The sequence below is a fragment of the Mycobacterium sp. E796 genome (genome assembly GCF_001672815.1).
In the GTDB taxonomy this organism is placed as follows: Bacteria; Actinomycetota; Actinomycetes; order Mycobacteriales; family Mycobacteriaceae; genus Mycobacterium.
Window position 1 is genome coordinate 64346 of sequence record NZ_LZKK01000267.1, and the last position, 25395, is coordinate 89740.

Below are 25395 nucleotides of genomic sequence, written 5' to 3' on the forward strand. Positions count from 1 at the left end.
CAAGATCGGCGGAAGACGATGTCTAGCACCTACCAAAAGCAAACGGCCACTTTGGATCCGGTGGCGGTGTCGGAGGCGAAATTCGCGAGGCTCAAGTGGCGGATGCTGCTCGCGACGATGTTCTGTTACCTATTTTTCTACACCGGCAGGCAGACCTTCGGCTTTGCGATCCCCGGCATCCAGGCCGATCTAGGGCTGAGCAAGGGCACGCTAGGTGCCATCAGCGGCGCGATGCTGTGGTGTTACGCCGCCGGCCAAATGCTCAATGGCAATGTGGCCGACAAGTTCGGCGGCCGGCGGCTGATGACCCTGGGCGCGGTGCTGTCCACAATCCTCAACTGGTGCACCAGCTTTGCGGTGGGCACCAAGTCGCTGGCGTTCTTCTGGTGCGCCAATGGCTTCGCCCAGGCCATGGGCTGGCCGTCGGGCAGTCGGGTGATCTCGAACTGGTGGGGTCCGCACGAACGCGGCAAGAGCTTCGGTTTCTACACTTTCGCGGCCGGGATGGCATCGGTCGTGGCGTTCGTGACGTCGACGATCGTGGTCGACACGCTGCACCTGCATTGGCAGTGGATCTTCCGAATCCCGGTGTTGCTCATGCTCTTCGGTGGGATCACCTTCTACCTGCTTTCCCGGGAGAACCCCAAGAATGCCCGCGTCAAGCCGCCGGCGTCCTATGTCGGCGACGCCGAGCACGTCGAGCCGTCCGCCGCGGACGGGGACGGCGGGCGGTCGCTGGATCGGTACAAGGCGGTGCTGCGCAACCCCAAGATCTGGTCGACCGGAATCGCGATCGGTTTTCAGAACGCCGCGCGGTACGGGTTGCTGATCTGGGTGCCGGTGTACTTCCTGGGCAAGAACTGGACCAAGGGGGGCGGTGCCATCAGCCCGCTGTGGATCTCCGTCGCGCTTCCGGTGGGCATGGCGTTCGGCGCGCTGACCAACGGCGAAGTGTCCGATCGCATCTTCGGATCTCGTCGCGACCGACCGATCATCCTGTTCATGCTGCTCGGTGCCGTCTTTGCGATGGCCATGTATCTCGGGCATCTCGGGACCGGCGCCGGCATCGTGGTGCTGTTCTTGACCGGGTTCTTCGTGTACGGCCCGCAGTCGTCGTTCTGGGCGCTCTGTCCCGATATCGCGGGCAAGAGGATGGCCGGAACCGCAACCGGGGTGGTGGATTTCTTCTCCTACTTGTTCGCCGGGGCGGCCGAGCCGCTGATCGGCCGAGTCATGGACCACACAGGTAATACCGCCCTGGTTTTTCCGATCGTCGCCACGTCGTGCGTGCTCAGCGCTCTGGTTGCGCTGACGATCCGGCGTTGAGTTCCGACACCGCCACCGCGGCGGTGTGGTCTGGCGTCGAGGAGGGATTCTCGCTGCAAAGCCAACCGCTCCCCCGGCTGAGCCCCGGTGAGCTGCTCATCGCGGTCGAGCAGGCCACCATCTGCGGTAGCGATTTGCACACCATCGCCGGCGACCGGCCCACGCCCGCGCCGACCGTGCTCGGCCACGAGGCCGTCGGTTCGATCGCGGCGATGGGCGCGGCGGCCTACGGGCACGACGGACGGGCACTCGCCACCGGTGACCGGGTCACCTGGACCATCGGCACCGCGTGCGGGGAGTGTCGCCGGTGTCGGCGGGGCCTTCCGCAGAAATGCGTGAGCGTCCGCAAGTACGGACACGAGGCGATCGAGCCGCACTGGCGACTCAACGGCGGGCTGGCGACGCACTGCCACCTCCTCGCCGGCACCGGCTTGGTTCGGGTGCCGCGCCATCTCCCGTCCGCCTTGGCGGCGCCGGCCAACTGCGCCACCGCGACGGTGGTGTGCGCGGCCCGACGCGTGGGGCTCAGCGGCGAGGACACCGTCGTGGTCTTGGGCTGCGGCATGCTGGGCCTTACCTCCATCGCATATGCCCGTGACCTGGGAGTCAAGCACATCATCGCCTGCGACGTCGATGCAGCGCGCCGGGAGATGGCCGGCCGGTTTGGCGCCACCGTGGCCTGTGATCCGGATCAAATCGCCTGTGCAGCAAGTAAATACGGAGCGGACGTCATTTTCGAGATGTCGGGCGACAACGCCGCCATACGGGGGGCGTTCGACATCATCGATGTGGGTGGGAGGATCGCCCTGGTAGGTTCGGTGTCGCCGGCGCCGGAGATCGGCTTCGAACCCAGCAGTTACGTCAAGAACCTGACGACCGTCGTAGGCAGCCACAACTACCGGCTCGACGATCTCGCTGAGGCCGTCGACTTCCTTGTCCGCACCGACTCGCAGGAATTCCTCGCCGCCCTCGTCCCGCAGCCCTACCCCTTGCACGACATCGACGCCGCAGTCGCCGCCGCCAGCAGCGGCGCGTCCCTACGCATCGCCGTCCGGATGCGCTGATTACGCGCGCCCCACAGGAGCCACAGTGACCCAGCCCCATCCCGACCATCTGCTGAACTACGTCGGCGGCGCGTGGAAGCCGAGCGCGGGCGGGCGGCTGCGGAGCAACATCAACCCGGCCAACACCGACGACGTCATCGGGGAGTTCACAGAATCGGGCGCCGCCGACGTCGTCGCCGCGATCGACGCAGCCGTCGCGGCCCAACCGGCGTGGGACGCCGCCGGGCCGATCGCCCGCGCCGAGGTGCTCGGCCGCGCCCGACGCCTGGTCGAACAGCGCGCCGACGAATTCGCCGCCGCCATCACTCGGGAGCAGGGCAAGCGGCTCACCGAGGCGAAGGGCGAGGTGCACCGCTCGCTGGCCATCCTCGACTTCACCATCGGTGAGGCGCGCCGTATCAACGGCGTGACCACGCCGGCCGAGGAACCACGCACCATCGCGATGACGTTTCGCCGCCCGCTTGGGGTCGTCGGGCTGATCACCCCGTGGAACTTCCCGCTGACCATCCCGACGTGGAAAGTTGCCCCCGCACTGTTGGCGGGGTGCAGCGCCGTGCTCAAACCCTCGCCGCTGACGCCGCACACGTCGGCCTTGCTGGTGCAGGCGTTTGCTGACGCCGGCGCACCGGCCGGTGTGCTGAATTTGATTCAGGGCGACCGGGATGCCGGCGAGGCCCTCGTTGCGGATACCCGCGTTTCGGGCATCTCGTTCACAGGCTCGCTGCCGGTCGGACAGTCCATCAACCGGGCCGGCGCCGGCCGGCTGATGCGAACCCAACTGGAGCTCGGCGGCAAGAACGCGTTGATCGTCCTAGGCGACGCGGACCTCGACGCCGCCGTTGACGCGATCCTCTACGGCGCGTTCGGCCAAAGCGGTCAGCGGTGCAGCGCCACCAGCCGCGTCATCGTGGACCGCACGGTGCACGACGCCCTGCTGGCCCGACTGGTCCCGCGCGTGCGCGCGATGCGGGTCGGTCGTGGCGACGAGGACCACGTTGACATCGGCCCCGTCGTGAACGCCGAACGCCAGCGTGCATGCCTTGACGCGGTCGACAAGGCGGTCGCCGACGGGGCCGAGATCGCCTGCGGCGGAAACACTCTCACCTTGGACCCCCCAGGGTACTTTGTCGAGCCGACGGTTTTGACGAACGTCGGCTGGAACAGCGAAGTGGCCCAGGAAGAAGTGTTCGGCCCGGTGCTGTCGGTAATCGTCTGCGACGGGTATGACGACGCGATGCGGATCTCGAACTCGGTGCGTTACGGCATGTCGGGCACCATCTTCACGCGAGATCCTGCGCTGATTTTTAAGGCGTTGCACGACTTTCAGGCGGGCATGCTGCACGTAAACCGACCGGGCGTCGGTGCGTACGCCCACCTTCCGCACGTCGGCGCCAAGGCATCCCAGCTCGGCCCGCCAGAGTGTTCGCCCGACATGTGGGACTTTTACACCGAACTGCGTTCGGCCTGCATCAAGTACTGATGGATTAGCCGGGCCAGGAGCCGATGCCGCCGATCAGCGCGACGAAGGCCTGCTCTGGCGGAGTCAAAACCCGGTCGGCCCGCCGCACCAGATACACCGTTCGTCTCGGCGCCGGCGGATCGACCTGCAACCCGACCAGGGTTCCCGATGCGCGCTCCCGCGCTGTCACGTGCTCGGAAAGCAACGTCAGACCCAGCCCGGCATGGACCGCTTCCTTGAGTGTGTCGGGCCCCCACAGATCCCACTGTTCGGCGGCGTCCAAACCCCACGACCGAAGCGCCGCCTCCTGCTGCCGCCGGGTCGCCGAACCCATCTCGCGCAGCAGGAAGCGTTGACCCGCAAGGTCTTTGGGTCGAACGATTCGACCGCCAAGCGACGTTCCGGCGGGCGCCACCAACAACATCGCTTCGGAGAACATCGGCTGCGCGATCAACTGCTCCTCGCGCGGGGTGTCTGCGCACAAGCCCAGGGCTACCTCGCCGTCCAGCAGCCAGTTTTCCACAGTGTCCTCATTGCCCACCCGAACCTGACACTCGACCCTGGGCGCCCGTCCGGCGAAATCGGCCAGCAGCCTTGGCAACAAATACGTCCCCAATGTGGTCGTGCCCGCGATCGACAGCCGACCCGCCTCCAGCCCCTGGAAGCCGGCGGCCCCATGTCGCAGGCTTTCCAGTAACTCGAACACCTTGCGGGCGTGCGCGACCGCGACATCGCCGGCCGGTGTGGTGCGCGCGCCCTTCGTGCTGCGTTGAACCAACGGCACGCCGAGTGAGATCTCGAGATTACGGATGTGGTTGGACACCGACGGCTGGCTCATATAAAGCTTCTTCGCCGCTCCGGAAAACCCTCCCGCCTCCACGACGGCGATCAGCACCTCGAGCTGAGTCAGGCTCACCATTTCGCAGACCAATGTTACGGGCCGGCAGCGAACGCCGACGCGCGTGCTAGTTGCTCTCGCCCGGCGCCGGTGCGCGCGGGCTTCGCCGGTAGGCCGACACCTCCGGGCGCCCGGCGAGCCACAGTCGCCACGGCCGGTCCGCCGCCTGACTGACGCCGACGCGGGGTCCCGCCGTGCCGGTCAGCGGGGCGTTCAGTTCCAGGGTCACCGGGCCGTCGGGATCGAACAGGTCGATCCCGTTGTCGTCCATGGTGATTCCCAACGCCGAGCACAGGTTGCCCGGGCCACGCGCCAGCGCGGCGGTGCGGACCAGCTCGCCGCGCCGGGCGCGCGCAACGTCGGTGCCCTCCTCGACGGCGGCGGCGCGCAGCAGGACGGCCGCGGCGGTCCCGTCGGGCCCGCACGAGACGTTCGCGCAGACGTGGATCCCGTGGCTGCGGTAGGTGTAGAGGCGCCCGGGCGGGCCGAACATGACCGCGTTGCGGCCGGACCGGCCGCGGTACGAGTGGGCCGCGGCGTCCGGCCAGGGACCGTCGGGAACCCCGCCGTAGGCCTCGACCTCGACGACGACGGCCCGCACGCCCCTGCCGTTGAGGGTGGCGCCGAGCAGCCGGTGCGCCGCGGCGACCGGATCCACCACCAGCTCCCCTGCAACCACCCACCGAACCTACCGACACGGCAGGATCGATCGTGTGATGGGCTTTCGGCTCAGCGCCGAAGACGACACCACCGCCGTCGACCTCACCGAGCACGCCGAACCCGCTTACGCCGAAGGCGTGCACGGTCATCAGCCGCTACGCCGCCCGGGAGGACGATGAGCCGATCGCTACTTGCGTAGCGTGAATTGGTTGAGGTCGGTGTAACCCTTACGGAAGAGGTTCGCGCAGCCGGTGAGGTACTTCATATACATCTCGTAGACCTCTTCGGACTGGATCGCGATCGCCTCTTCTTTGTGCGCCTCCAGGCCCGCGGCCCAGACGTCCAGGGTCTTCGCGTAATGGCGCTGCAGCGATTGGCGACGCTTCAGCTTGAAGCCGGCCTTCGCCGAGAACTCCTTGACCATGTCGATGGTCGGCAGGAAGCCGCCCGGGAAGATCTCGGTCTTCATGAAGTCGCTGAACTCGACGATCGCCGGGGTGAGCGGCAAGCCGGACTCGATGATCTCCTTCTCCGAGAGGACGGTGATCGTGTGCAGCAGCATCGTGCCGCCGCTCGGCAACAGCTCATACGTCCGTTTGAAGAACGCGTCGTAGCGGTCGTAACCGACGTGTTCGAACGGGCCGATCGCCAGGATCCGGTCCACCGGCTCGTGAAACCGCTCCCAGCCCTCGAGTAGCACCCGTTTGGAACGCGGGCTGTCCGACTCGGCGAACAGCTGCTCGACGTGGGCGACCTGGTTCTTGGACAGCGTGATGCCGACGACGTTGACGTCGTATTTCTCGATGGCGCGCATCATGGCGGCGCCCCAGCCGCAGCCCAGGTCCAGCATCGTCATGCCCGGCTGCAAGCCCAGCTTGCTCAGCGACAGGTCGATCTTGGCGATCTGCGCCTGTTCCAGTGTCATGTCGTCGCCGCCGAGCCAGTACGCGCACGTATACATCTGGGTGCGGTCGAGGAACAGGCGGAAGAAGTCGTCCGATAGGTCGTAGTGCGCCTGCACATCCTCGAAATGCGGTGTCAGCTCCTCAGCCATGACGTGTTGCCTTTCCCTGGACCTGTCAGTGGTCCTGTCGATGTGCGGCTCGGGGTCGGTCGGCCTTCCCAACGGCAGTGTAAAAGCCAGGCCTGCAGTGGGTCCGGTACGTCGCGGTGATCTTATCGGCCGCGGCCGGGCTGCGTGCTGGTTAAGCGCCGAGAGGAAGTGCGGACGGGCGCCGCCCAGCGTGAAATCCACGACGCCGCGGCGTGTCACGTCATGGATTTCACGCTCGCGGGAAGCGGGTCTTGACATCGTCCGGGCAGGGGCGGAGTATTCATCACATGATGAGTTCATCGAGTGATGAATTATTGGCGAGGGGACACGCCCCCGCGGTCAGCATCGAGCATCTGCGCGTCGTCCGGGGTAAACGCCCTGCGCTGCATGACTTTTCGGTAACCATCGCCAAGGGCACGATCACCGGGCTGCTCGGCCCGTCCGGCTGCGGCAAGACGACCCTGATGCGCTGCATCGTCGGCACCCAGATCGTGAAGTCGGGCACCGTCACCGTGCTGGGCCGGCCGGCCGGAAGCCCGGCGCTGCGCCGCCGAGTGGGATACATGCCGCAGGACCCGACGATCTACAACGACCTGCGGATCGTGGACAACGTCCGCTACTTCGCCTCGTTGTACGGCTTCGACAACTCCGCCGCCGACGCGGCCATCGAGCGGGTCGGGTTGACCGACCATCGAACCGCCTTCTGCGGCAACCTGTCCGGCGGTCAGCGCACCCGGGCGTCGTTGGCGTGCGCGCTGGTCTGCCGGCCCGAACTGCTCGTGCTCGACGAGCCGACCGTAGGTCTGGACCCGGTGCTGCGGGTCGACCTGTGGGAGCAGTTCACCGAGCTCGCCCGCGGCGGCACCACACTGTTGGTCTCGAGCCACGTGATGGACGAGGCCGACCACTGCGGCGACTTGTTGCTGATGCGCGAGGGCCACCTCGTCGCCCACACCACCCCGACCCGACTACGAGAGGACACCGGATGTCCGTCACTGGAGGACGCGTTCCTGTCCATCATCAAGCGCAGCACGAAGCTCCGGGCCGGTTAGGGCTGAAGGCCTACGCGGCCACCACGACGCGCATCCTGCGTCAGCTGGCCGCCGACCACCGCAGCGTCGCGCTGATCCTGCTCGTGCCGATCCTGGTGATCACGCTGATGTACTTCATGTTCGAGAACGCCCCGCACCGCCCCGGCACCCCGTCCCCGTTCAACAACGCCTGCCTGATCCTGCTGGGCCTGTTCCCGCTCTTCGTGATGTTCATCATCACGTCGATCACCATGCAGCGCGAGCGGGCCTCCGGGACGCTGGAGCGCATCCTGACCACGCCGCTGCGCCGGCTGGATCTGCTCATCGCCTACGGCACCGCGTTCTCCATAGCCGCTGCGGCGCAAGCGATCCTGGCCTGCATCGTGTCGTTCTGGTTGCTGGGTTTCGACACCGCGGGTAGCCCGGTGTGGGTGTTCGTGATCGCCATCGTCAACGCCGTGCTGGGTGTCGGGCTGGGCCTGCTGTGTAGCGCCTTCGCGCGCACCGAGTTTCAGGCCGTGCAGTTCATCCCGCTGGTGATGGTCCCGCAGCTGCTTTTGGCCGGCATCATCGTGCCCCGGGCATTGATGGCGCACTGGCTGCAGTGGATCAGCAATGTGCTTCCGGCGAGCTACGCGCTGGAGGCGCTGCAGCAGGTGGGCACGCACAGCGAACTCACCTACATCGCCGTGCGCGACATCGTTGTTGTGATGGGTTTCGCGCTCGCGGCGCTGTGCCTGGCGGCGGCGACACTGCACCGGCGGACGCCCTAGTGGCGATCGCAAGCGCGGCCGAGCCGGGCGCAGCGGGTCGCCACGGACGCCCTAGTGGCGATCGCAAGCGCGGCGGAGCCGGGCGCAGCGGGTCGCCACGGAGGGCCATAGCATGACGGCTATCAACACGGGCCGGAGGCGGCCCGGGCGACCGGCGGGCAGCTCGGATACCCGCGAGCGGATCCTGACCAGCGCCCGAGAGCTGTTTGCCCGCAACGGTATCCGTAACACGTCGATTCGCGCGGTGGCCGCTTCGGCCGGCGTCGATTCGGCGCTGGTGCATCACTACTTCGGCACCAAGGAAAAGCTGTTCGCCGCCGCCGTGCACATCCCGATCGACCCGATGGAGGTCATCGGCGCACTGCGCGAGGTGCCCGTCGAGGAGCTCGGCCACACCTTACCGTCAATGTTGTTGCCGCTGTGGGACTCCGAGATCGGTACGGCGTTCGTCGCCGCGCTGCGGTCGATCCTGGCCGGCTCGCAGACCAACCTGTTTCGTTCGTTCATAGAAGACGTGATCGCGGTCGAAATGGGTCCCCGCGTCGACAATCCGCCGGGCACCGGTCAAATCCGCATCCAGTTCGTCGCCTCGCAACTGGTCGGCGTCGTGATGGCGCGCTACATCCTTGAATTCGAGCCGTTCGCGTCGCTACCGGCCGATCAGATCGCCGCAACCATCGCGCCGAATCTGCAGCGCTACCTTACCGGGGATCTGCCGGACGGGATCGCGCCATGAGCCGTTCGTGCTCGTCGTCGTCGACGTCGCGCGCCTCGTCGATCAGCAGCACCGGGATGCCGTCCTCGATGCGGTAGGCGCGGCGCAGCCGCGGGTTGTAGAGCAGCTCGTCCCCGATGAGCACCAATGGTCCCCGGTCGGCCGGACACACCAGGATGGCGAGCAGGGCATCGTCGAGCATCACTGCCCACCGCTCAGTTCGGACCGCGCGGCCGGCGTCAGCTTGCGGAACTGCTCGCTGGTCGCGTCGAAGTACCACGCCTGGCGCCCCGCCTTCGGGATCCCGGCCGCGCGCAGCGCGCTGACGGTGGGACGGTAGGTGGCGCTGAGCGTCAGCTCTGGGCACACCTGCACGATGTCGGGCCCCACCCCGATGGGCAGGTCGCCGACAGCCTCAGTCAAATCCGCTGCGGTGATGCTGGCCCCGGGCAACAGCGTCAGGGCAGCGACCGCCAACTGGCGGTCACCCACCGGGACGTTGTAGGTCACCGCGAGGTCGACCCCGTTGATGCAGCTCAGCGCGTCGGTGACCGGCTCGGCGAACACCAGCCCGCGCGCGGTGTGGACGACCGAGCCGCGCCGGCCCGCCAGCCAGTAGTCGCCGTCCCCGTCGCGGTAGAACAGGTACTCGGTGGAGATCCAGGTGTCGGCGGGGGCGAAGACCCCCCGCTTGACCGACGCGCTCGGATCGATCGGCCCGCGGGACTGGGCGAGCAGGACCCCCACCTGCAGGGGCTCGGCGCGCTGCACGAAGCCGCGGTCGTCCTCCAGGATCAGGTCGTGCTCCGCGTCGTAGGCCGCGAGCTCGACGCGCCCGACGCCGGGCAGGGGGCGGCCCTTGCTGCCTATCTTGGCGCCGGACACGTTGGCCAGCACGGCCTGTCCGTCGGTGGTGGCGAAGAATTCCACGACGTTGGCGGGCGTGAACGCGTCGAGCACCCGCTGCCACAAACCGGTCGGCATGCCCGAGCCAATGAACAGCCGCACCGGATGGTTGCCGTGCAGCACGAACGCCGGATCGTCGACCACGTCGCGCAGCATCGCCCAGGTATAGGACACGACCGTCACGCCGTACTGGCGGATCTCCTGGACGAAGCGCTTCGAGTCCAGACCGCGCGACAGCGCGATGCGGGTGCCGCCGACCACCGCGCCGCCGAGGCTGACCAGCAGGGCCGACTCGTGGTGCAGCGGCGTGAGGCAGTACACGGTGTCGCTGCGATCCAGGGCGGCCGTCGAAGCGGTCCCGAACGCAGACAGCGCCCACCGGTAGTTGGTGATCTGCTTGGCCACCAGCTCGCCGCCGGCGGCGGTGAACGCGATGAACGCCAGGTCGCGCGCCAATCCCGGGTTGGGCCGGTACCACGCCGGCAGCGCGACCGCGTCCGGGTCGATCTGTTCCATGTCGATGACGTCGCTGTCATGCGGCAGGTGCAGATCGCGCGACTCACCGCCACCGAGCACCAGGATCTGACCCGGCAGGTCGCGCGCCGCGTCGAGGTTGCTCGGGTCGGTGAGGATCTCGCTGACTCCCCCGAGCCGCACTGACGCAACCAGGTCGGCGTCAGGCCGCATCACCACGGCGACGGCGCCCAGCCGAGACAGCGCGGCGATGGCCACCAGGGCGCTGGGGCGGGTCTCCATCAGCACGCCGACCCGATCGCCCTGGCGCACCCCCACCTCGATCAGGCCGCGGACGACGTTGTTGATGCGCCGGTTGACGGCCTCGTAGGTGTGCACGCGCCCGTCGAACAGCAGGAATTCGCCCTGCGGGGCGTTGCGCGCCTGCTCTTCGATGATGCGGCCCAGCGAGATCCGGGTGTGGTCGTTGATCTGCCCGAGCCGCACCAGCCGGGGCAGCGTGCGGATGGTCTCGACGGCCAGCGTGCGCATCGACTTGTTGGCCGCGACGACGGTGCTGGCCGCTCCGCGCACCGCCCCGATCGCCGCCTCGGAGACCTCACCGATGCCGTGCGTGATCCTCGAACTCATCGCGACACCGCTGTCGGTGTGCTCGATCGGCTGATCGGCCATCAGGTCGATGCCGCTCGGCTTGTCCCCGCCCGTCGACAGCCAGCGCACCCACTCGGCGACGGTGGGCCAGCTCTCGCGCGCCGCCCGGGATCCGACCACCAGACCGAAATGCCCTGTGCGGATGAGGCGTTCGTAGACCTCGGCGTTCGGCGCCGCCCGCCGGATGCCACGCACCGAGGCCGGCTGCCCGATGTCGTCCACCTCGCCGACGAAGGCCAGCACCGGGCAGGTGATGTCGGTGAGCGTGACCATCTGGCCGTTGATCGCGAAGCCACCGGTCATCATGCGGTTGTGCGCGATGAACTGCTTGAGCAGCTCGGAGATCGCCGGGCCCGACCACGCGATCCAGCCTTCACGCTCGAGGAACCGGCGCTGTTGTTCGCGCGGCAGCAGCGCCTCGCGGTCGTGCAGCTGGCGCACGAAGTCCACCCGGGCCTTGGCCGTCTTGAGCGGGTCCATCATCTGGAAGCCGGCGCGCGCCATCCAGCTTGGGATGGCCATCCGGCTGAAGACGTGGTCGGCCATGAAGTTCGCGGCCGGCGCGGCGAAGTTTGCCGGGATGCCCATGGGCAGGGCGGCCAGGGTGTCCACCGGCGACCCGAAGGCGACGATGCTGGCGATATTCTTCGAACGGCGGTACGCCGCGGCCTGATAGCACCACATCCCGCCCTGCGAATAGCCCACCAGATGCACATCGCTGCCGGTGACGTCCTTGACGGTGTCGACGGCCTGACTGAGCGCGACGATGTGGTCGGCCAAGTTGCGGCGCATGCCACCCTCGACCTTGTCCGGCGAACCGAAGTCGATGACCCAGGGATCCAGCCCCCCGGCGTGCAGGATCCCGACCGCGCCGTCTTCTTTCGTGACGTCCCACATGTCCGCCGACATCATCATCGGGTGGACCATCAGGACGGGCGGGCCCACCGGCGGCTGCCCGGGCCGGCTGTCCGGGGGAAAATACCGGCGCAGCTTGTACATCGGGACGCTCTCGACGATCTGGGACGGCGACGGCACCGTGCCGGTTTCCAAGCCCCCCAGCCGCAAGACCTCTAACCCGTTTTGTGCCGTGGCGACCAGCCGTTCGACCGGACGCGTGACCATCGAAAAATTGAGATCCACCGCTGCTCCCTGACTCTTGACAGCTCCGCCATCATGGCACACCGGCGTTCCCGGCGGTTCTGGTCAGGCTGTTTGCCCGGGGGCGGCCCAGCGCGGCTCGATGGGGGCATCGAATTAGTCGAGCCCGTAAATTCTTCGGCCGCTCCGCGCCGCTTCTTAGGCGCCGAATCCCAACGGGTCGCTGTCGGCCATGCGCCGCAGGCGCTGCGCCATGCTGCGGTCCTCCGCCGCATACTCACGGTGGCGAGCCGCATGTTCGCGGTACTCGTCCGCGCGCAGATCGCCGCGCTGGGCCGCGTCGTCATACGCGTTCGCGGTTCGCTCGTGACTGTCCGCCGAATTATCCAGGCTGTTCGCCGCGGATCGCTGCGCCGCCCTCGCCAGCCGCCGCGCCTGCTCGGCCCGCTGGCTCGCGCGCAACGCGTCCGCGAGGCCCCATGCCCCGGGACCAGATTCGGCCTGGAGTCCATCGTGTGCGCTGACCATCATCCGGTCCTTCCTTGAGCGCAGGATTGACCCGGTCGTCGCGGCTGAAACCGATCCGAGCCGACGAATCGGCGAAGGATGACTTGCGTTGCCGCCCATGGCTTAGCGCCACCCCTGGCCCGGCGCGGAATTGGATGGTTAGCCCCCACGAATCCGGGTATTACACCCGAGCGCAGGGTTTGCGACGCATGCCTGCATGCCGTCACGACCACTTCGGTTGAAACACGCAGCTGGGCGCTAACTGGTCCTCTGGGCAGCTACCTCGACTCGACTCTGAGCGGCGTCGTAGGGGTAGCCGTCCGAGCGTGTTTCCCTGCGGGAGTGAGGTGCCCCGATGGGCAGACGGCGGGTTTCCCCCACGAGGGCCTCTTGGCGCGGAACGTCGACACGACTCACCGGTTCAGGACGCTGTACCCGCGTTCGCCACCAGACAGCTCGCCACCGGATTCGGCCCGGGCCGCCCAGGCCCGGCCGACGGCACGAAGGGAAAGTCAAATGATGTTGCTGGACAACGCCGGACGGCGCCGGGGCGGCGGAGCGGGGCAGGTGGCCGAGCTCGCCTTGTACGACGTCGCGCACGGTCGCTTCGAACGTTCCCTGTCGGGACTGACGGCAATCGCGGCAGTGGTCACCACGGCGGAAATCTATTTCGAGCATTACAAGGCCAGCTTCGGCAACAAATGGATGTGGAGCCCGATCGTCGTCACCCCGCCGGTGGTCGTCGCCGGAATCGGCGGGGTTTTCTCGCGACGCTGGGCCAAGCTCTGGCTCCCGATCACCGCGGGCATCTACACGGCCAACGGCCTGATGGGTGAATACCTGCACGCTCGCGGCGTTGCGCGCAAACCGGGCGGGTGGAAGAACGCGTCCTACAACGTGCCGATGGGCCCGCCGATCGCTGCGCCCGGATTGATGTGCATGGTCGGCGGGATGGGACTGCTGGCCTCGATCCTGCGCCGGGAACGGTTCCGGCGATAACGACGGATTGCGAGGGACTTTGACTATGGCCGATATCTCTCTCCCCGACCACCTGCCCAACCTGCGCCCCGACCGCCAGCCGCCGCACCCGTCGTGGCTTCCGAAACAACGCCGCGGCACCACGCCCCAAATGATCGGGCGCTACCCCGATTTCGACGTTCTTCAGACCGCCGACTCGTGGGACGACGCCACCCGCAAGGTGGTGCTGGCCCGGCTGGAACCGCCCGGTCCCCTCCGGTTTTTCACCGCCGAGCAGGAACCCTGCCTGCGTGCGTTTTGTGACACGGTGCTGGCACAGGACGGCGAGCCGCGGGTGCCGGTGGCCGAGTCGGTCGACGGCAAGCTCGCCGACGGGCGCCTGGACGGCTACCAGTACGCCGACATGCCCGACGACCGAGACACCTGGCGACTGGTCCTGCGCGCACTCGACGAGACGGCGGCCCGCCGCTACGGCAAGACCTTCGCCGAAGCCGAGCCCCACGCCCGCGAAGCGATCATCGAGCAGTTCTCGCAGGGCCAGCTGGAGGGCGGGGCGTGGGAGCGCCTGAACGTCAACCGCGCCTGGTCGGTGTGCATGCGAATGACACTGTCGGGCTTCTACTCCCATCCCTGGGCCTGGAACGAGATCGGCTTCGGCGGGCCGGCCTACCCGCGCGGGTTCATGCGTCTTGGCGGTGCGACCGGGCCGGCCGCGGCGCGCGAGCCCTTCGAAACCCCGGGCGCCACCGACGAGGACCCGGTCGAAGTCGTACAGAACGGCGAGATCTGATGGGTGACTTCTGGCGAGGCCTGTTCAAGGGGGCGGTCGGTCCCAAGGACAACGATTCGCGTTTCCTGCTCGACGTGCACTCCCGCGACTTGCCCGGCGAGAAGACCATGCGGCGCTTCCGCGACGACGACGAGGTGGACCTGGTCGTCGTCGGCGCCGGCGCCGGCGGCTCGGTGCTGGCGCAACGGCTGGCGCGCGCCGGGTGGCGGATCGTCATCCTCGAGGCCGGCCCGTTCTGGCACCCCGACGAGGACTGGGTGTCCGACGAGGCCGGCTCCCATTCACTGTATTGGACGCAGAAGCGCATCATCGGTGGCGACGACCCGATCGAGCTGGGCAAGAACAACTCCGGGCGCGGGGTGGGCGGCTCGATGGTGCACTACGCCGGCTACTGTCCGAGGTTCCACCCCAGCGACTTCGCCACCCGCACCCTCGACGGGGTCGGGGCCGACTGGCCCATCCGCTACGAAGACGTGCTGCCCCACTACGAGCGCGTCGAGCTCGAGTTGCCGGTCGCCGGCCAGGACTGGCCATGGGGCCACAAACACCGCTATTCCTTTGCCCCCCATCCTATTTCGGGGGCGGCCGCCAAATTGTGGCGCGGCGCGATGAAACTCGGCATCGAGATGCGTGTCGGGCCCGTCGGCATCGTCAACGGCACCTTCGGCAACCGCCCGCACTGCATCTACCGCGGCTACTGCCTGCAGGGCTGCAAGGTCAACGCCAAGGCCAGCCCGTACGTCACGCACCTGCCCGACGCGCTGGCCCACGGCGTGGAGATCCGCGCCAACTGCATGGCCGCCCGCGTCGAACTCGACGAGAACGGCGCGGCGCGCGGGGTGGTGTACTACGACGAGGTGGGCGGCGCCGAGCGCCTGCAGCGCGCCAAAGCCGTTGCCGTGGCGGGATACTCGATCGAAACCCCGCGCCTGCTGCTGAACTCGGCCAGCGACCGCTTCCCGAACGGGCTGGGTAACAACGACGATCAGGTCGGGCGGTACGTGATGGTGCAGGGCGCCACGCAGTCCGCAGGCCGGTGGCCTGAGGAGCTGCGCATGTACAAGGCGCCTCCCCCCGAGGTGTCCTCCGAGCAGTTCTACGAAACCGACCCCGATCGCGGCTTCGCCCGCGGCTTTTCCATCCAGACCGTGTCGCCCATGCCCATCGGCTGGGCCGAACACGTGATGGCCGACGGGCACTGGGGCCGCGCGCTACGCGAGTACATGCGCGACTACAACCACTGGGCCACCATCGGGGTGCTCAACGAGCTGTTGCCTCGGCCGGACAATCGGGTCACCCTCGCGGACGAGACCGACCCGTACGGCATCCCGGTGGCCCGGTTCGACTACTCGCTGTGCGACAACGACAGGGCCAACATGGCCTACTCCACCAAGGTGATCAAGGACATCCTGCGCGCGGGGGACGCCCAGGACGTGGTGACCGTCGAGCGCTACGCCCACCTGATCGGTGGCGCCCGCATGGGGACCGGCCCGCAGAATTCGGTGGTCGACTCCGACCACCGGGTGTGGGGCATGCCGAACCTGTTCCTCGCCGACGGGTCGGTCTGCCCGACACAGGGCTCGGCCAACCCGGCCCTGACGATCATGGCGCTGGCCTCGCGGCTGGCCGAGCGCTTGGCGACCGGAAAGATCAGCGCCGCGGCGCCCGGCGGCAGCCGCCCGGTCCGGTCCGAGGCGGCGGCCCGTGGCTGAGCGGACGACCGTCGTCGATGCGGAGTTTTCCCCGCGGGTGCTGCGCGAGTACGCGCTACTCGCCGACGGCGAACGGGGCGCGTTGATCGGTCCGCAGGGCGACGTTGCGTGGCTGTGCGCGCCGCGCTGGGACTCCGACGCCGTCTTCTCCGACCTCATCGGCGGCGACGGGGTGTATGCGATCACCCCGACCGATGCGCGGCACGTATGGGGCGGCTACTACGAGCCGGGCAGCCTGATCTGGCGCAACCGCTGGATCACCCGCGGCGGCATCGTGGAATGCCGTGAGGCGCTGGCCTTTCCGGGCGACCTCGATCGGGTGGTGCTGTTGCGTCGGCTGATTGGCTGCCAGGGGACCGCGCGCGTGCGCGTGCTGCTGCGGCCGAGCGCGGAATTCGGTCGGCACGGCGCGGGGAAGCTCAGCCTCGACGACGGGGTATGGAGCGGGCGATCGGGGCGGCTGCGCTGGCGGTGGTCGGGCGGCGCTGACGCGCGCGCCGCGCGTTCCTCTTATGACCGCAACGAGCTACTCACCTGCGAGAGCACCATCGGCGAGGGCCGGCACCACGACTTCGTGCTGGAGTTGTCCGAGCACGAACTGCCCGACCGGCCGCCCGACCCCGACACCACCTGGGACGCCACCGCGGCCGCCTGGCAGCGCAGCATGCCCGCGCTCAGCTGCACCATCGCGCCGCGCGACGGGCGGCATTCGTATGCGGTGCTGCGCGGGCTGACCAGCAGCGGTGGCGGCATGGTCGCGGCCGCAACGATGAGCCTGCCCGAACGTGCGCACACCAACCAGAACTACGACTACCGCTACGCCTGGATCCGCGACCAGGTGTACGCCGGCATGGGCGCGGCGGCCGTGGGCGCAACCGAGCTGCTCGACCGAGCGGTCGAATTCGTCGGTGGCCGGCTGCTCGACGAGGGCCCGAAGCTCAAGCCCGCCTACACCGTCAGCGGCGCCCCCGTTCCCAGCGAACAAACGCTCGACCTGCCCGGCTACCCGGGCGGCACGGACAAGATGGGCAACTGGGTCAACCAACAGTTCCAGCTCGATGTCTTCGGCGAGGCGCTGCAGCTACTGGCCAGGGCCGCCGCCGCCGATCGGCTCGACGCGGACGGCTGGCGCGCCGCCCAGACGGCCATCGTCGCGATCGAAAAGCGTTGGGGCGAACCGGATGCGGGAATCTGGGAGCTCGAAGACGAGTACTGGACGCAGTCGCGCCTGGCATGTGTGGCCGGGCTACGCGCCATCGCCAAGGTGGCCGGCGGTGGTGCGGAGGTTTCCTCCTCCGCCTCATTGGCCGACGCCATCCTCGCCGACACCGCGGGCAAGAGCCTGCACCCACAGGACGGATACTGGCAACGCAGTCCCGGGATTTCGGGAGTCGATGCGTCGCTGCTGCTGCCCCCGGTACGCGGCGCCCTGCCTGCTGACGACCCGCGCACCCGCGCCACACTGGACGCCGTCCGCGCACAACTCACCGACGACGGGTTCGTGTACCGCTTCCGGCACGACGAGCGCGACCTCGGCGACGCCGAGGGAGCCTTCCTGCTCTGCGGATTCATGATGGCCCTGGCGGAACACCAACTGGGCCATGCCCACTGCGCGATGCGCTGGTTCGAACGCAACCGCGCCGCCTGCGGGCCGCCCGGACTCTTCTGCGAGGAATACGACGTCAGGCAGCGACAGCTGCGCGGCAACCTGCCGCAGGCATTCGCGCACGCCCTGCTGCTGGAATGCACGGCCACCCTCGCCGACGACGCCGTCCATCACGACTGACCCGCCAAGACGAAAGGCAGACGCTATGACACAAAACGTGGTGATCACCGGGGCCAGCGCCGGCATCGGCCGCGCGACTGCCCAATTGTTCGGGCAGCGCGGCGCCAATGTCACGCTGCTCGCCCGCGGCGCGGCCGGGCTGGAGGGCGCGGCGCGCGACGTCGAGGCCGGCGGAGGGAAGGCGCTGGCAATCCAGACGGATGTGGCCGACTATTCGGCCGTCGCTGCCGCCGCCGACGAGGCCGAATTGACCTTCGGCCCTATCGACACCTGGATCAACGTCGCGTTCACGTCCGTGTTCGCGCCGTTTCACGAGATCACGCCCGACGAGTTCAAACGCGTCACCGAGGTGACTTACCTCGGCTACGTGCACGGCACCATGGTGGCGCTGGCGAAGATGCGGCCGCGCGATCGCGGCGCCATCGTGCAGGTCGGCTCGGCGCTCAGCGAGCGGTCGATCCCCCTGCAGTCGGCCTACTGCGGCGCCAAGCACGCCACCAACGGGTTCACCGAATCGGTGCGCTGCGAGCTGCTGCACGAGGGCTCGAACGTGCGGATCACCGTGGTGCAGATGCCGGCGGTCAACACCCCGCAGTTCTCCTGGGTGCTGTCCCGGCTGCCCCGGCACCCGCAGCCGGTGCCGCCGATCTACCAGCCGGAGGTCGCGGCTCGGGGTGTCGTGTATGCGGCGGATCATCCTGGGCGCAAACAGTATTGGGTCGGCGACAGCACCGCGGTCACCCTCCTCGCGCAGAAGTTTGTCGCGCCGCTGCTGGATCGCTACCTCGGCCGCACCGGATACGACTCGCAACAGACCGATGAACGCACGAACGGGCAACGGCCACACAATCTTTGGCAGCCGGTCGACGAGGAGCCCGGCAGCGACCACGGCGCGCACGGCGAGTTCGACGGCAAGGCTCACTCCCATAGCCCGCAGGTGTGGATGTCCCAGCATTTGCTCGTCGGCGGCACCGGCGCGCTGGGGCTCGGGCTGGGTGCGATGCTGGCGATGCGGCGGGCGCGATGACGGCCTGGGCGCGAATCGCTTACGGCTTGGTGCTCCTCGCCGCGCCGAGTTCGCTGCTGCGGCTGGCGTCCGGCAAGCCGGCGACCGGTCGGGAGCGCGCGGTGACCCGCATCCTGGGGGCGCGGCTGCTGACGCAGGCGGCGGCGACCGACATCAGGCCCGACGCGGTGAGCGTGGCGCTGGGTGCCGAGGTCGACTTCGTACACGCGATCACCATGCTCGGCTGGGCGGCCGTGGACCGCGGCGCCCGGCGGCTGACGCTGCTGAGCGCCGCGACCGCCGGCCTGTTCGCGGTCGCCGGCGCCGCCCAGGCGCGGCGGACGCCGGCGGTGGCGGACGCGCCGACCGGCGACGTGCTGGCCACGCTCGTCCGGCTGCGCCACCGGATCGCGGAAGCGGTCGCCCGATACACCCTGCCGGGCGGCGTTCGCGCGACCCTGAAAACTTAGGAGGACCGCATGCTGGATGCTTGCATCGACGAGGTCACCGGGCAGGCGTACGAAATCCCCACCGACGCGCCGGAAGCCGACGGCACGTTCGCGTGGTCGTCGACGACGCTGATCCTGGCCGAGGTGGTCGCGGGCGGCCGCCGCGGGTTGGGCTACACCTACGCCGCCGGCGCCTGCCGCGAGCTGATCACCGGTCCGCTCGCCGGCGCGGTCAAGGGTCACAGCGCCCTCGACATCCCCGGCGCCTGGGAGTCGATGGTCAAAGGGGTCCGTAACAGCGGGCGCCCGGGCCTGGCGTCCTGCGCGATCTCGGCGGTCGACACTGCGCTGTGGGACCTCAAGGGCAAGCTGCTCGACATCCCGGTGTGCCGACTGCTCGGCGTGGCGCATCCCGAGGTGCCGATCTACGGTAGCGGCGGCTTCACCACCTACGACGACACCGCGACCCGCGCACAGCTCGAGCGCTGGGTCGACGATTGGAAAATCCCCCGCGTGAAGATCAAGATCGGCGAGTCGTCGGGTTCCGACGAGCGCCGCGACCTGGACCGAATCGCTTTCGCGCGCACGGTGATCGGGCCCGACGTCGAACTGTATGTCGACGCCAATGGCGGCTACGGGCGCAAGCAGGCGATCCGGGTCGCGCACGCCATGGCCGAGCACGATGTCACCTGGTTCGAGGAACCCGTCTCCTCCGACGACCTCGCCGGGCTTCGGGAGGTGCGCGACCAGGTGCCGCCGGACGTCACCGCCGGCGAATACGGCTACGACATTACGTATTTCCGCCGGATGCTGGCGGCCGACGCGGTCGACTGCCTGCAAATCGACGTCACCCGCTGCGGCGGCATCACCGACTTCCACCGTGCCGCGGCCGTCGCCGCCGCCTATCACGTCGACGTGTCGGGACACTGCGCACCCAACCTGCATGCCCACGTCGCCGCCGCGATTCCCAACCTGCGGCACCTGGAGTACTTCCACGACCACCACCGCATCGAGCACATGTTGTTCGAAGGCGCCCTGCCCCCCAACGGCGGGTCCTTGCGGCCCGATCAGCACCGGCCCGGGCTCGGGCTGGAATTCAAGCACGCCGACGCCGAGCAGTACCGCGTGAGTTGATCCACGGATTTGGCGCGGCCCCGGCGTGCTTGAACGTTCCCGAAAACGGGCATTGATAAGGCAAAAGCGCAAGCATTCCGGGAGAGACGCGATGGCTGTGAACTTCGAAGATGCAGCCGCAGACAGACCGCGGGCGCTGTCCGACGGAGTCGGGGGGCGCGAGCTGGGCGCGCTCGACCTGGTGCTGGGCCTGGGCGAGCCGCAGCGGGTGGGCAGGTTCCGGTTCTTCCTGGACGGCCAGCGCTGGGAATGGTCGGACGCCGTCGCACGCATGCATGGCTACGAGCCCGGCCAGGCCGAACCCACCACCGAGCTGTTGCTGCGCCACAAGCACCCCGAGGACCGCGAGCGCGTCGCCGCCGTGCTGGACCGCGTGGTCAACGGCAAGCCGTTCAGCAGCAGGCACCGCATCATCGACACCGCCGGGCACACCCGCTGCGTCGTCGTCGCGGGAGACCGCATGCTCGATGACACCGGCGCGCTGATCGGCACGTCCGGGTTCTACGTCGACGTCACCGATTCGCTGCACTCCGACATCACCAACGTCCTGGAGGCGGTGGCCGACGCGCGCGCCCGGATCGAGCAGGCCAAGGGCGTGCTGATGAGCGCCTACGGCATCTCCGCCGAACGCGCCTTCGACATCCTGGCCTGGCGGTCCCAGGAAACCAATCTCAAGGTCCGCGACCTCGCGGCCCGCTTCCTGGAGGCCGTCGCCGGCAAGGCGTCGCCCGACACCCGGACCCACGTCGACCACGCGCTGCTGACCCTCGAATAATTGCCCGGTGGCGCACCTACTGGGAGCCGAGGGCATACGCCTGGAATATCCGACGCAGGTCGTGTTCGAGTCGGTGACGCTGGGGGTCAACGACGGCGCGCGCATCGGCATCGTCGGGCGAAACGGCGACGGCAAGTCCAGCCTGCTGGGCCTGCTGACCGGCAGGCTGCGGCCCGACGCCGGGCGGGTCACCCGCCGCAGCGGGCTGCGGGTCGGCGAGCTGAGCCAGGCCGACACCCTGGACGCGGACCGCACGGTGGGCTGGACGTTGGTCGGCGAGCAACCGGAGCATCAGTGGGCCGGCGACGCCCGGGTGCGCGACGTGGTCGGCGGGCTGGTATCCGACATCGCCTGGGATGCAACGGTTTCCACGCTCAGCGGCGGGCAACGACGACGGGTGCAGCTGGCGCGGCTGCTGATTGGCGAGTGGGACGTGATCGCCCTCGACGAGCCCACCAACCACCTGGACATCGAGGGCATCACCTGGCTGGCCGCCCATCTGCGCGAGCGCTGGGCGCGCAGCACCGGCGGGCTGCTGGTGGTCACCCACGACCGCTGGTTCCTCGACGAAGTCGCCACCGCGACGTGGGAGGTGCACGACGGGATCGTCGAGCCGTTCGAGGGCGGCTACGCCGCCTACGTGCTGCAGCGGGTCGAACGCGACCGGCTGGCCGCGGCTGCCGAGGCCAAGCGGCAGAACCTGATGCGCAAGGAGCTGGCGTGGTTGCGTCGGGGCCCGCCGGCGCGGACGAGCAAGCCCAAGTTCCGCATCGAGGCCGCCAACCAGCTGATCGCCGACGTGCCGCCGCTGCGCAACAACGTCGAGCTGGCCAAGCTGGCGACCGCGCGGCTGGGCAAGGTCGTCGTCGATCTGCTCGACGTGTCGGTGGCGTATGAGGGGCGGCCGGTGCTGCGCGACGTCGAATGGCGGATCGCGCCCGGCGAGCGCACCGGCATCGTCGGGGCCAACGGTGCCGGGAAGTCGACGCTGCTGGGATTGATCGCCGGCACGGTGTTACCGGACAGCGGGCGCGTCAAGCGCGGCAAGACCGTGCGGCTCGCCGTGCTGGATCAGCGGGGCGAGGAGCTGGACGCGCTGGCCGGCGACCGGATCGCCGACGTGCTGGGCGGCCTGCGCGGCGGCTACGAGGTCGAGGGCAAGGAGGTCACCCCGGCCCAGCTCCTGGAGCGGCTCGGCTTCGGCCGCGGGCAGCTGTCCGCGCGCGTCGGCGACCTGTCCGGCGGCCAGCGACGGCGGCTGCAGCTGATGCTGACGCTGCTGTCCGAACCGAACGTGTTGCTGCTCGACGAGCCCACCAACGACGTCGACACCGACATGCTCACCGCGGTCGAGGACCTGCTCGACTCGTGGCCGGGCACCCTGATCGTCGTGTCGCACGACCGGTACCTGCTCGAGCGGGTCACCGATCAGCAGTACGCGATCCTCGACGGCCGGCTGCGGCATCTGCCCGGCGGCGTCGACGAGTATCTGCGGCTGTCGGCCCGCCGGCCGGTTGCGGCGTCGGCCTCGGCTGCGCCGGCGTCCGTTTCGGGCATGTCGGGCGCGGAGCGCCGCACCGCCGAGAAGGAGCTGGCCGCGACGGACCGTCAGCTCGCGCGCCTCGCCGAGCGGATCGCGGCCAAACATCACGAGCTCGCCGAGCACGACCAGTCCGATCACGTCGGCCTGGCGCGGCTGACGGGCGAGTTGCGCGGTCTGGAAAGCGAGGTCGCCGCGGCGGAGAGCCGCTGGCTGGAGCTATCTGAGCTACTCGAATAATTGGGTCATGTTCGCGGTCAGGCGCGAGACGTATCGGCCGGTACGGTACCCGCCCGGCGAGGCGTTGCTGGCGCTGTACCGCTGGCGGGGCCCGATGGTCAATTCCGGCGTCGGTCGCCACGGCTACACCTACCTGCTTGGCCCCGAGGCAAACAAGTTCGTGTTCGCCAACGCCGACGCGTTCAGCTGGCGGGAGACGTTCGAGAACCTCGCCATCGTCGACGGGCCCACCGCGTTGATCGTCAGCGACGGCGACGACCACCGGCGCCGGCGCAGCGTCGTCGCGCCCGGTCTGCGGCATCGGCAGATCCAGGACTACGTCCAGACCATGGTCGCCAACGTCGACGCCGTCATCGACGAATGGCGGGCCGGGCAGCGGCTGGACATCTATCGCCACTGCCGCTCGGCGGTGCGGCGCAGCACCGCCGAAAGCCTGTTCGGCCAGCGCATGGCCGTGCACTCCGATTTCCTCGGCGAACAACTGCAGCCCCTGCTGGACCTGACCCACATGCTTCCGCAGGCGGTGACTTTGCAGCGACGGTTCCGGGCGCCGGGCTGGCGGCGGGCGGAGGTGGCGCGGAGACGCATCGACGACCTCGTCGACGCCCAGATCGCCGCCGCCCGTGCGGATCCCAGGCCCGACGACCACATGCTGACGATGCTGATCGACGGGCGCGGCGACGAGGGCTACGCGTTGAGCGATGACGAGATTCGCGATGCGGTGATTTCGTTGATCACCGCCGGCTACGAGACCACCAGCGGCGCGTTGGCCTGGGCCATCTATTCGCTGCTCTCCGTGCCTGGCGCCTGGGACACCGCCGTCGACGAAGTGCGCCGGGTGCTCGGCGACCGGTCTCCCGCAGCCGCCGACCTCGACAAGCTGGTCTACCTTAACGGCGTCGTGCACGAGACGCTGCGGCTCTACCCGCCCGGGGTCATCTCGGCGCGCAAGGTGATGCGCGACCTCAGGTTCGACGGGCATCGCATCCCGGCGGGCCGGTTGCTGATCTTCAGCCCGTACGTCACGCACCGCCTGCCCGAGCTGTGGCCGCAGCCAACGGAATTCCGGCCGTCACGCTGGGACGTCGGCGCACCGGGCTACCGCAAACCCGCTCCCCACGAATTCATTCCGTTCAGCGGGGGCCTGCACCGGTGCATCGGGGCGGTCATGGCCACCACCGAGATGACCGTCATGCTCGCCCGCCTCGTGGCGCGGACCACGTTGCGGCTGCCCCCGCAGCGCATCCGCGCGCACAACCTCGCGGCGCTGTCGCCCAAGCCGGGACTGACGGTGGAAGTGCTTCGCTCAGTGCCAGCGCAGTAGGACCAATTCCGAGCAGAAGCCGGGACCCATCGCGAGCATCAGCCCGGGACTACCACTGGGTGGCGGCTTGGCGATGGTGTCGCGCAGGATGTGCAGCACCGAGGCCGACGAGAGGTTGGCGATTTCGCCCAGCGAGCGCCACGTCAGCTCGAGCGCGTCGGGGGCCAATTCCAGGGCTCGGGTGATGGCGTCGATCACCTTGGGGCCACCCGGATGGCTGACCCATGCGCCGATGTCGTCCCTGCTGAGCCCGTGGGTGGCGAGGAAGCCGTTGACGTCGTCGGCCAGGTAGCGATCGATCAACGTCGTCAAGTCCGGCGACAGCACCAGCTGCAGCCCCGAGGAGCTGACGTTCCAGCCCATGATGTTCAGCGAGTCGGGGTAGAGGCGGCTGCGCGAATCGAGGATGTCGGGCCCGCTCGCGCGAACCTGGTCGGCGCGCCGGTCGCCGACCGCCACCACCGCGGCCGCGCCGTCGCCGAACAGCGCGCTGCCGACCAGGCCGGACACCGTCGGCTTGACGGCCGGGTAGGTGAGCGAACACAGCTCGACCGAAACCAGGACCGCGACGCCGTCGGGCGCGCCGCGCAGGTAGTCGTGCAGCCGGGCCACCCCGGCGGCGCCGGCCACGCAACCCAATCCGAACAGCGGCACCCGGCGCACGTCGGGACGCAGGCCGAGCCGCCCGGCGATGCGGGCGTCCAGCGATGGCACCGCGATTCCCGTGACCGTGGTGGTCGCGATCATGTCGATGTCTTTCGGCTCCAGGCCGGCCTCGTCGAGCGCGCCCAACAGCGCCTCGCAACCAAGGTCGACGGCGGCGTCGATGAAGATCGCGTTGGCCTCCCCGAAGTCGGTCAGCGTGGGGTAGCGCTCCAACGGCAGCACGAAGTGGCGGCTGTCCACCTTCGCGGCGGCGTGGAGACGTCGCACGATCTCTTCGTGTTCCTTCAGCCCCGGAAACTCGACGAATTGGTCCGTGATCTCGCTCTGGCTATACCGATACGGCGGCAACGCGCCGAACACACCTGCGATGACGCTCATG

24 protein-coding genes are annotated in these 25395 nt (G+C 68.8%); 17 read left to right on the plus strand and 7 right to left on the minus strand.

Annotation, left to right across the window (positions count from 1 at the left end):
* Positions 1 to 18 precede the first annotated feature (18 nt).
* Genes A5706_RS20855 through A5706_RS20865 form a run of 3 tightly spaced genes read left to right on the plus strand, consistent with a single transcriptional unit; the run spans position 19 to position 3870 of the window.
* On the plus strand, positions 19 to 1326 hold the full coding sequence (locus tag A5706_RS20855) for an MFS transporter (protein ID WP_068134631.1): 1308 nt from the start codon (positions 19 to 21) through the stop codon (positions 1324 to 1326).
* The gene (locus A5706_RS20860) at positions 1323 to 2390 is read left to right on the plus strand and encodes a zinc-binding dehydrogenase (RefSeq protein WP_068134634.1); all 1068 of its coding nucleotides are present in this window, start codon (positions 1323 to 1325) and stop codon (positions 2388 to 2390) included. Before A5706_RS20855 ends, A5706_RS20860 begins: the two co-directional genes overlap by 4 nt.
* Positions 2391 to 2415: 25 nt before the next feature.
* Complete coding sequence (locus tag A5706_RS20865) at positions 2416 to 3870, plus strand: aldehyde dehydrogenase (RefSeq protein ID WP_068134637.1); 1455 nt, start codon at positions 2416 to 2418, stop codon at positions 3868 to 3870.
* A gap of 4 nt (positions 3871 to 3874) precedes the next feature.
* Here A5706_RS20865 and A5706_RS20870 read toward each other — a convergent pair whose 3' ends face one another.
* Positions 3875 to 4768: a LysR family transcriptional regulator gene (locus tag A5706_RS20870; RefSeq protein WP_068134641.1), complete on the minus strand. Its 894-nt coding sequence runs from the start codon at positions 4766 to 4768 to the stop codon at positions 3875 to 3877.
* A 46-nt stretch (positions 4769 to 4814) separates the two neighbouring features.
* Positions 4815 to 5426 (minus strand): DNA-3-methyladenine glycosylase, encoded by a 612-nt coding sequence (locus A5706_RS20875; protein ID WP_068134645.1) that lies wholly within the window; start codon positions 5424 to 5426, stop codon positions 4815 to 4817.
* 37 nt (positions 5427 to 5463) lie between these two features.
* Here A5706_RS20875 and A5706_RS34820 point away from each other — a divergent pair, with 37 nt between their 5' ends.
* Positions 5464 to 5586 (plus strand): hypothetical protein, encoded by a 123-nt coding sequence (locus A5706_RS34820; RefSeq protein WP_255406328.1) that lies wholly within the window; start codon positions 5464 to 5466, stop codon positions 5584 to 5586.
* A gap of 8 nt (positions 5587 to 5594) precedes the next feature.
* Here A5706_RS34820 and A5706_RS20880 read toward each other — a convergent pair whose 3' ends face one another.
* Complete coding sequence (locus A5706_RS20880) at positions 5595 to 6461, minus strand: cyclopropane mycolic acid synthase family methyltransferase (RefSeq protein WP_068134648.1); 867 nt, start codon at positions 6459 to 6461, stop codon at positions 5595 to 5597.
* A gap of 287 nt (positions 6462 to 6748) precedes the next feature.
* Here A5706_RS20880 and A5706_RS20885 point away from each other — a divergent pair, with 287 nt between their 5' ends.
* The 3 genes from A5706_RS20885 to A5706_RS20895 all read left to right on the plus strand — a co-directional run bounded on the left by A5706_RS20885 (position 6749) and on the right by A5706_RS20895 (position 9001).
* On the plus strand, positions 6749 to 7513 hold the full coding sequence (locus A5706_RS20885; RefSeq protein WP_068134651.1) for an ABC transporter ATP-binding protein: 765 nt from the start codon (positions 6749 to 6751) through the stop codon (positions 7511 to 7513).
* On the plus strand, positions 7447 to 8265 hold the full coding sequence (locus A5706_RS20890) for an ABC transporter permease (protein ID WP_197517910.1): 819 nt from the start codon (positions 7447 to 7449) through the stop codon (positions 8263 to 8265). Before A5706_RS20885 ends, A5706_RS20890 begins: the two co-directional genes overlap by 67 nt.
* A gap of 112 nt (positions 8266 to 8377) precedes the next feature.
* Positions 8378 to 9001: a TetR/AcrR family transcriptional regulator gene (locus A5706_RS20895; protein ID WP_068134654.1), complete on the plus strand. Its 624-nt coding sequence runs from the start codon at positions 8378 to 8380 to the stop codon at positions 8999 to 9001.
* Here the strand turns inward: A5706_RS20895 and A5706_RS20900 are convergent.
* The 3 genes from A5706_RS20900 to A5706_RS20910 form a co-directional block, all read right to left on the minus strand.
* Entirely contained in the window at positions 8967 to 9182 is a 216-nt protein-coding gene (locus A5706_RS20900) for a Trm112 family protein (protein ID WP_068134656.1), read from the minus strand. The genes A5706_RS20895 and A5706_RS20900 overlap by 35 nt on opposite strands.
* Positions 9182 to 12151 carry an acyl-CoA synthetase gene (locus A5706_RS20905; RefSeq protein WP_068134658.1) on the minus strand — a complete coding sequence of 990 codons (2970 nt, stop codon included), beginning with the start codon at positions 12149 to 12151 and terminating at the stop codon, positions 9182 to 9184. The genes A5706_RS20900 and A5706_RS20905 overlap by 1 nt, the downstream gene beginning before the upstream one ends.
* Before the next feature lie 156 nt (positions 12152 to 12307).
* Positions 12308 to 12640, minus strand: a complete 333-nt coding sequence (locus tag A5706_RS20910) for a hypothetical protein (protein ID WP_082964524.1) — start codon at positions 12638 to 12640, stop codon at positions 12308 to 12310.
* 492 nt (positions 12641 to 13132) lie between these two features.
* On the opposite strand from A5706_RS20910, the gene A5706_RS20915 reads away from it, so the two are divergent.
* The 10 genes from A5706_RS20915 to A5706_RS20960 all read left to right on the plus strand — a co-directional run bounded on the left by A5706_RS20915 (position 13133) and on the right by A5706_RS20960 (position 24350).
* Positions 13133 to 13615, plus strand: coding sequence for a hypothetical protein (locus tag A5706_RS20915; protein ID WP_068134660.1), 483 nt, complete (start codon positions 13133 to 13135; stop codon positions 13613 to 13615).
* A gap of 25 nt (positions 13616 to 13640) precedes the next feature.
* Positions 13641 to 14384 carry a gluconate 2-dehydrogenase subunit 3 family protein gene (locus A5706_RS20920; protein ID WP_068134661.1) on the plus strand — a complete coding sequence of 248 codons (744 nt, stop codon included), beginning with the start codon at positions 13641 to 13643 and terminating at the stop codon, positions 14382 to 14384.
* The gene (locus tag A5706_RS20925) at positions 14384 to 16096 is read left to right on the plus strand and encodes a GMC family oxidoreductase (RefSeq protein WP_068134663.1); all 1713 of its coding nucleotides are present in this window, start codon (positions 14384 to 14386) and stop codon (positions 16094 to 16096) included. Before A5706_RS20920 ends, A5706_RS20925 begins: the two co-directional genes overlap by 1 nt.
* A complete protein-coding gene (locus tag A5706_RS20930) occupies positions 16089 to 17882 on the plus strand; it encodes a glycoside hydrolase family 15 protein (RefSeq protein ID WP_068134664.1) in 1794 nt (597 codons plus the stop codon). Before A5706_RS20925 ends, A5706_RS20930 begins: the two co-directional genes overlap by 8 nt.
* A 25-nt stretch (positions 17883 to 17907) precedes the next feature.
* The gene (locus A5706_RS20935; RefSeq protein WP_068134666.1) at positions 17908 to 18909 is read left to right on the plus strand and encodes an SDR family oxidoreductase; all 1002 of its coding nucleotides are present in this window, start codon (positions 17908 to 17910) and stop codon (positions 18907 to 18909) included.
* The gene (locus tag A5706_RS20940) at positions 18906 to 19358 is read left to right on the plus strand and encodes a hypothetical protein (RefSeq protein WP_068134671.1); all 453 of its coding nucleotides are present in this window, start codon (positions 18906 to 18908) and stop codon (positions 19356 to 19358) included. The genes A5706_RS20935 and A5706_RS20940 overlap by 4 nt, the downstream gene beginning before the upstream one ends.
* Before the next feature lie 9 nt (positions 19359 to 19367).
* Positions 19368 to 20471 (plus strand): enolase C-terminal domain-like protein, encoded by a 1104-nt coding sequence (locus A5706_RS20945; protein ID WP_068134673.1) that lies wholly within the window; start codon positions 19368 to 19370, stop codon positions 20469 to 20471.
* 91 nt (positions 20472 to 20562) lie between these two features.
* Positions 20563 to 21246: a PAS and ANTAR domain-containing protein gene (locus A5706_RS20950; protein ID WP_068134677.1), complete on the plus strand. Its 684-nt coding sequence runs from the start codon at positions 20563 to 20565 to the stop codon at positions 21244 to 21246.
* A gap of 7 nt (positions 21247 to 21253) precedes the next feature.
* Complete coding sequence (locus A5706_RS20955; protein ID WP_068134680.1) at positions 21254 to 23026, plus strand: ABC-F family ATP-binding cassette domain-containing protein; 1773 nt, start codon at positions 21254 to 21256, stop codon at positions 23024 to 23026.
* A 7-nt stretch (positions 23027 to 23033) separates the two neighbouring features.
* On the plus strand, positions 23034 to 24350 hold the full coding sequence (locus tag A5706_RS20960) for a cytochrome P450 (protein WP_068134684.1): 1317 nt from the start codon (positions 23034 to 23036) through the stop codon (positions 24348 to 24350).
* On the opposite strand, the gene A5706_RS20965 is transcribed toward A5706_RS20960, so the two are convergent.
* Entirely contained in the window at positions 24333 to 25394 is a 1062-nt protein-coding gene (locus tag A5706_RS20965; RefSeq protein ID WP_068134687.1) for a type III polyketide synthase, read from the minus strand. The two genes, A5706_RS20960 and A5706_RS20965, sit on opposite strands and share 18 nt — an antisense overlap.
* Position 25395: the final 1 nt, after the last annotated feature.

What these genes read in the sequence shown, in the direction of transcription:
- A5706_RS20855 (WP_068134631.1), top strand. Translation starts at nt 19, where the DNA reads ATGTCTAGCACCTACCAAAAGCAAACGGCCACTTTGGATCCGGTGGCG.
- A5706_RS20870 (WP_068134641.1), bottom strand. Translation starts at nt 4,768, where the DNA reads ATGGTGAGCCTGACTCAGCTCGAGGTGCTGATCGCCGTCGTGGAGGCG.
- A5706_RS34820 (WP_255406328.1), top strand. Translation starts at nt 5,464, where the DNA reads ATGGGCTTTCGGCTCAGCGCCGAAGACGACACCACCGCCGTCGACCTC.
- A5706_RS20880 (WP_068134648.1), bottom strand. Translation starts at nt 6,461, where the DNA reads ATGGCTGAGGAGCTGACACCGCATTTCGAGGATGTGCAGGCGCACTAC.
- A5706_RS20885 (WP_068134651.1), top strand. Translation starts at nt 6,749, where the DNA reads ATGATGAGTTCATCGAGTGATGAATTATTGGCGAGGGGACACGCCCCC.
- A5706_RS20890 (WP_197517910.1), top strand. Translation starts at nt 7,447, where the DNA reads ATGTCCGTCACTGGAGGACGCGTTCCTGTCCATCATCAAGCGCAGCAC.
- A5706_RS20895 (WP_068134654.1), top strand. Translation starts at nt 8,378, where the DNA reads ATGACGGCTATCAACACGGGCCGGAGGCGGCCCGGGCGACCGGCGGGC.
- A5706_RS20900 (WP_068134656.1), bottom strand. Translation starts at nt 9,182, where the DNA reads ATGCTCGACGATGCCCTGCTCGCCATCCTGGTGTGTCCGGCCGACCGG.
- A5706_RS20910 (WP_082964524.1), bottom strand. Translation starts at nt 12,640, where the DNA reads ATGATGGTCAGCGCACACGATGGACTCCAGGCCGAATCTGGTCCCGGG.
- A5706_RS20915 (WP_068134660.1), top strand. Translation starts at nt 13,133, where the DNA reads ATGATGTTGCTGGACAACGCCGGACGGCGCCGGGGCGGCGGAGCGGGG.
- A5706_RS20920 (WP_068134661.1), top strand. Translation starts at nt 13,641, where the DNA reads ATGGCCGATATCTCTCTCCCCGACCACCTGCCCAACCTGCGCCCCGAC.
- A5706_RS20925 (WP_068134663.1), top strand. Translation starts at nt 14,384, where the DNA reads ATGGGTGACTTCTGGCGAGGCCTGTTCAAGGGGGCGGTCGGTCCCAAG.
- A5706_RS20935 (WP_068134666.1), top strand. Translation starts at nt 17,908, where the DNA reads ATGACACAAAACGTGGTGATCACCGGGGCCAGCGCCGGCATCGGCCGC.
- A5706_RS20940 (WP_068134671.1), top strand. Translation starts at nt 18,906, where the DNA reads ATGACGGCCTGGGCGCGAATCGCTTACGGCTTGGTGCTCCTCGCCGCG.
- A5706_RS20945 (WP_068134673.1), top strand. Translation starts at nt 19,368, where the DNA reads ATGCTGGATGCTTGCATCGACGAGGTCACCGGGCAGGCGTACGAAATC.
- A5706_RS20950 (WP_068134677.1), top strand. Translation starts at nt 20,563, where the DNA reads ATGGCTGTGAACTTCGAAGATGCAGCCGCAGACAGACCGCGGGCGCTG.
- A5706_RS20960 (WP_068134684.1), top strand. Translation starts at nt 23,034, where the DNA reads ATGTTCGCGGTCAGGCGCGAGACGTATCGGCCGGTACGGTACCCGCCC.
- A5706_RS20965 (WP_068134687.1), bottom strand. Translation starts at nt 25,394, where the DNA reads ATGAGCGTCATCGCAGGTGTGTTCGGCGCGTTGCCGCCGTATCGGTAT.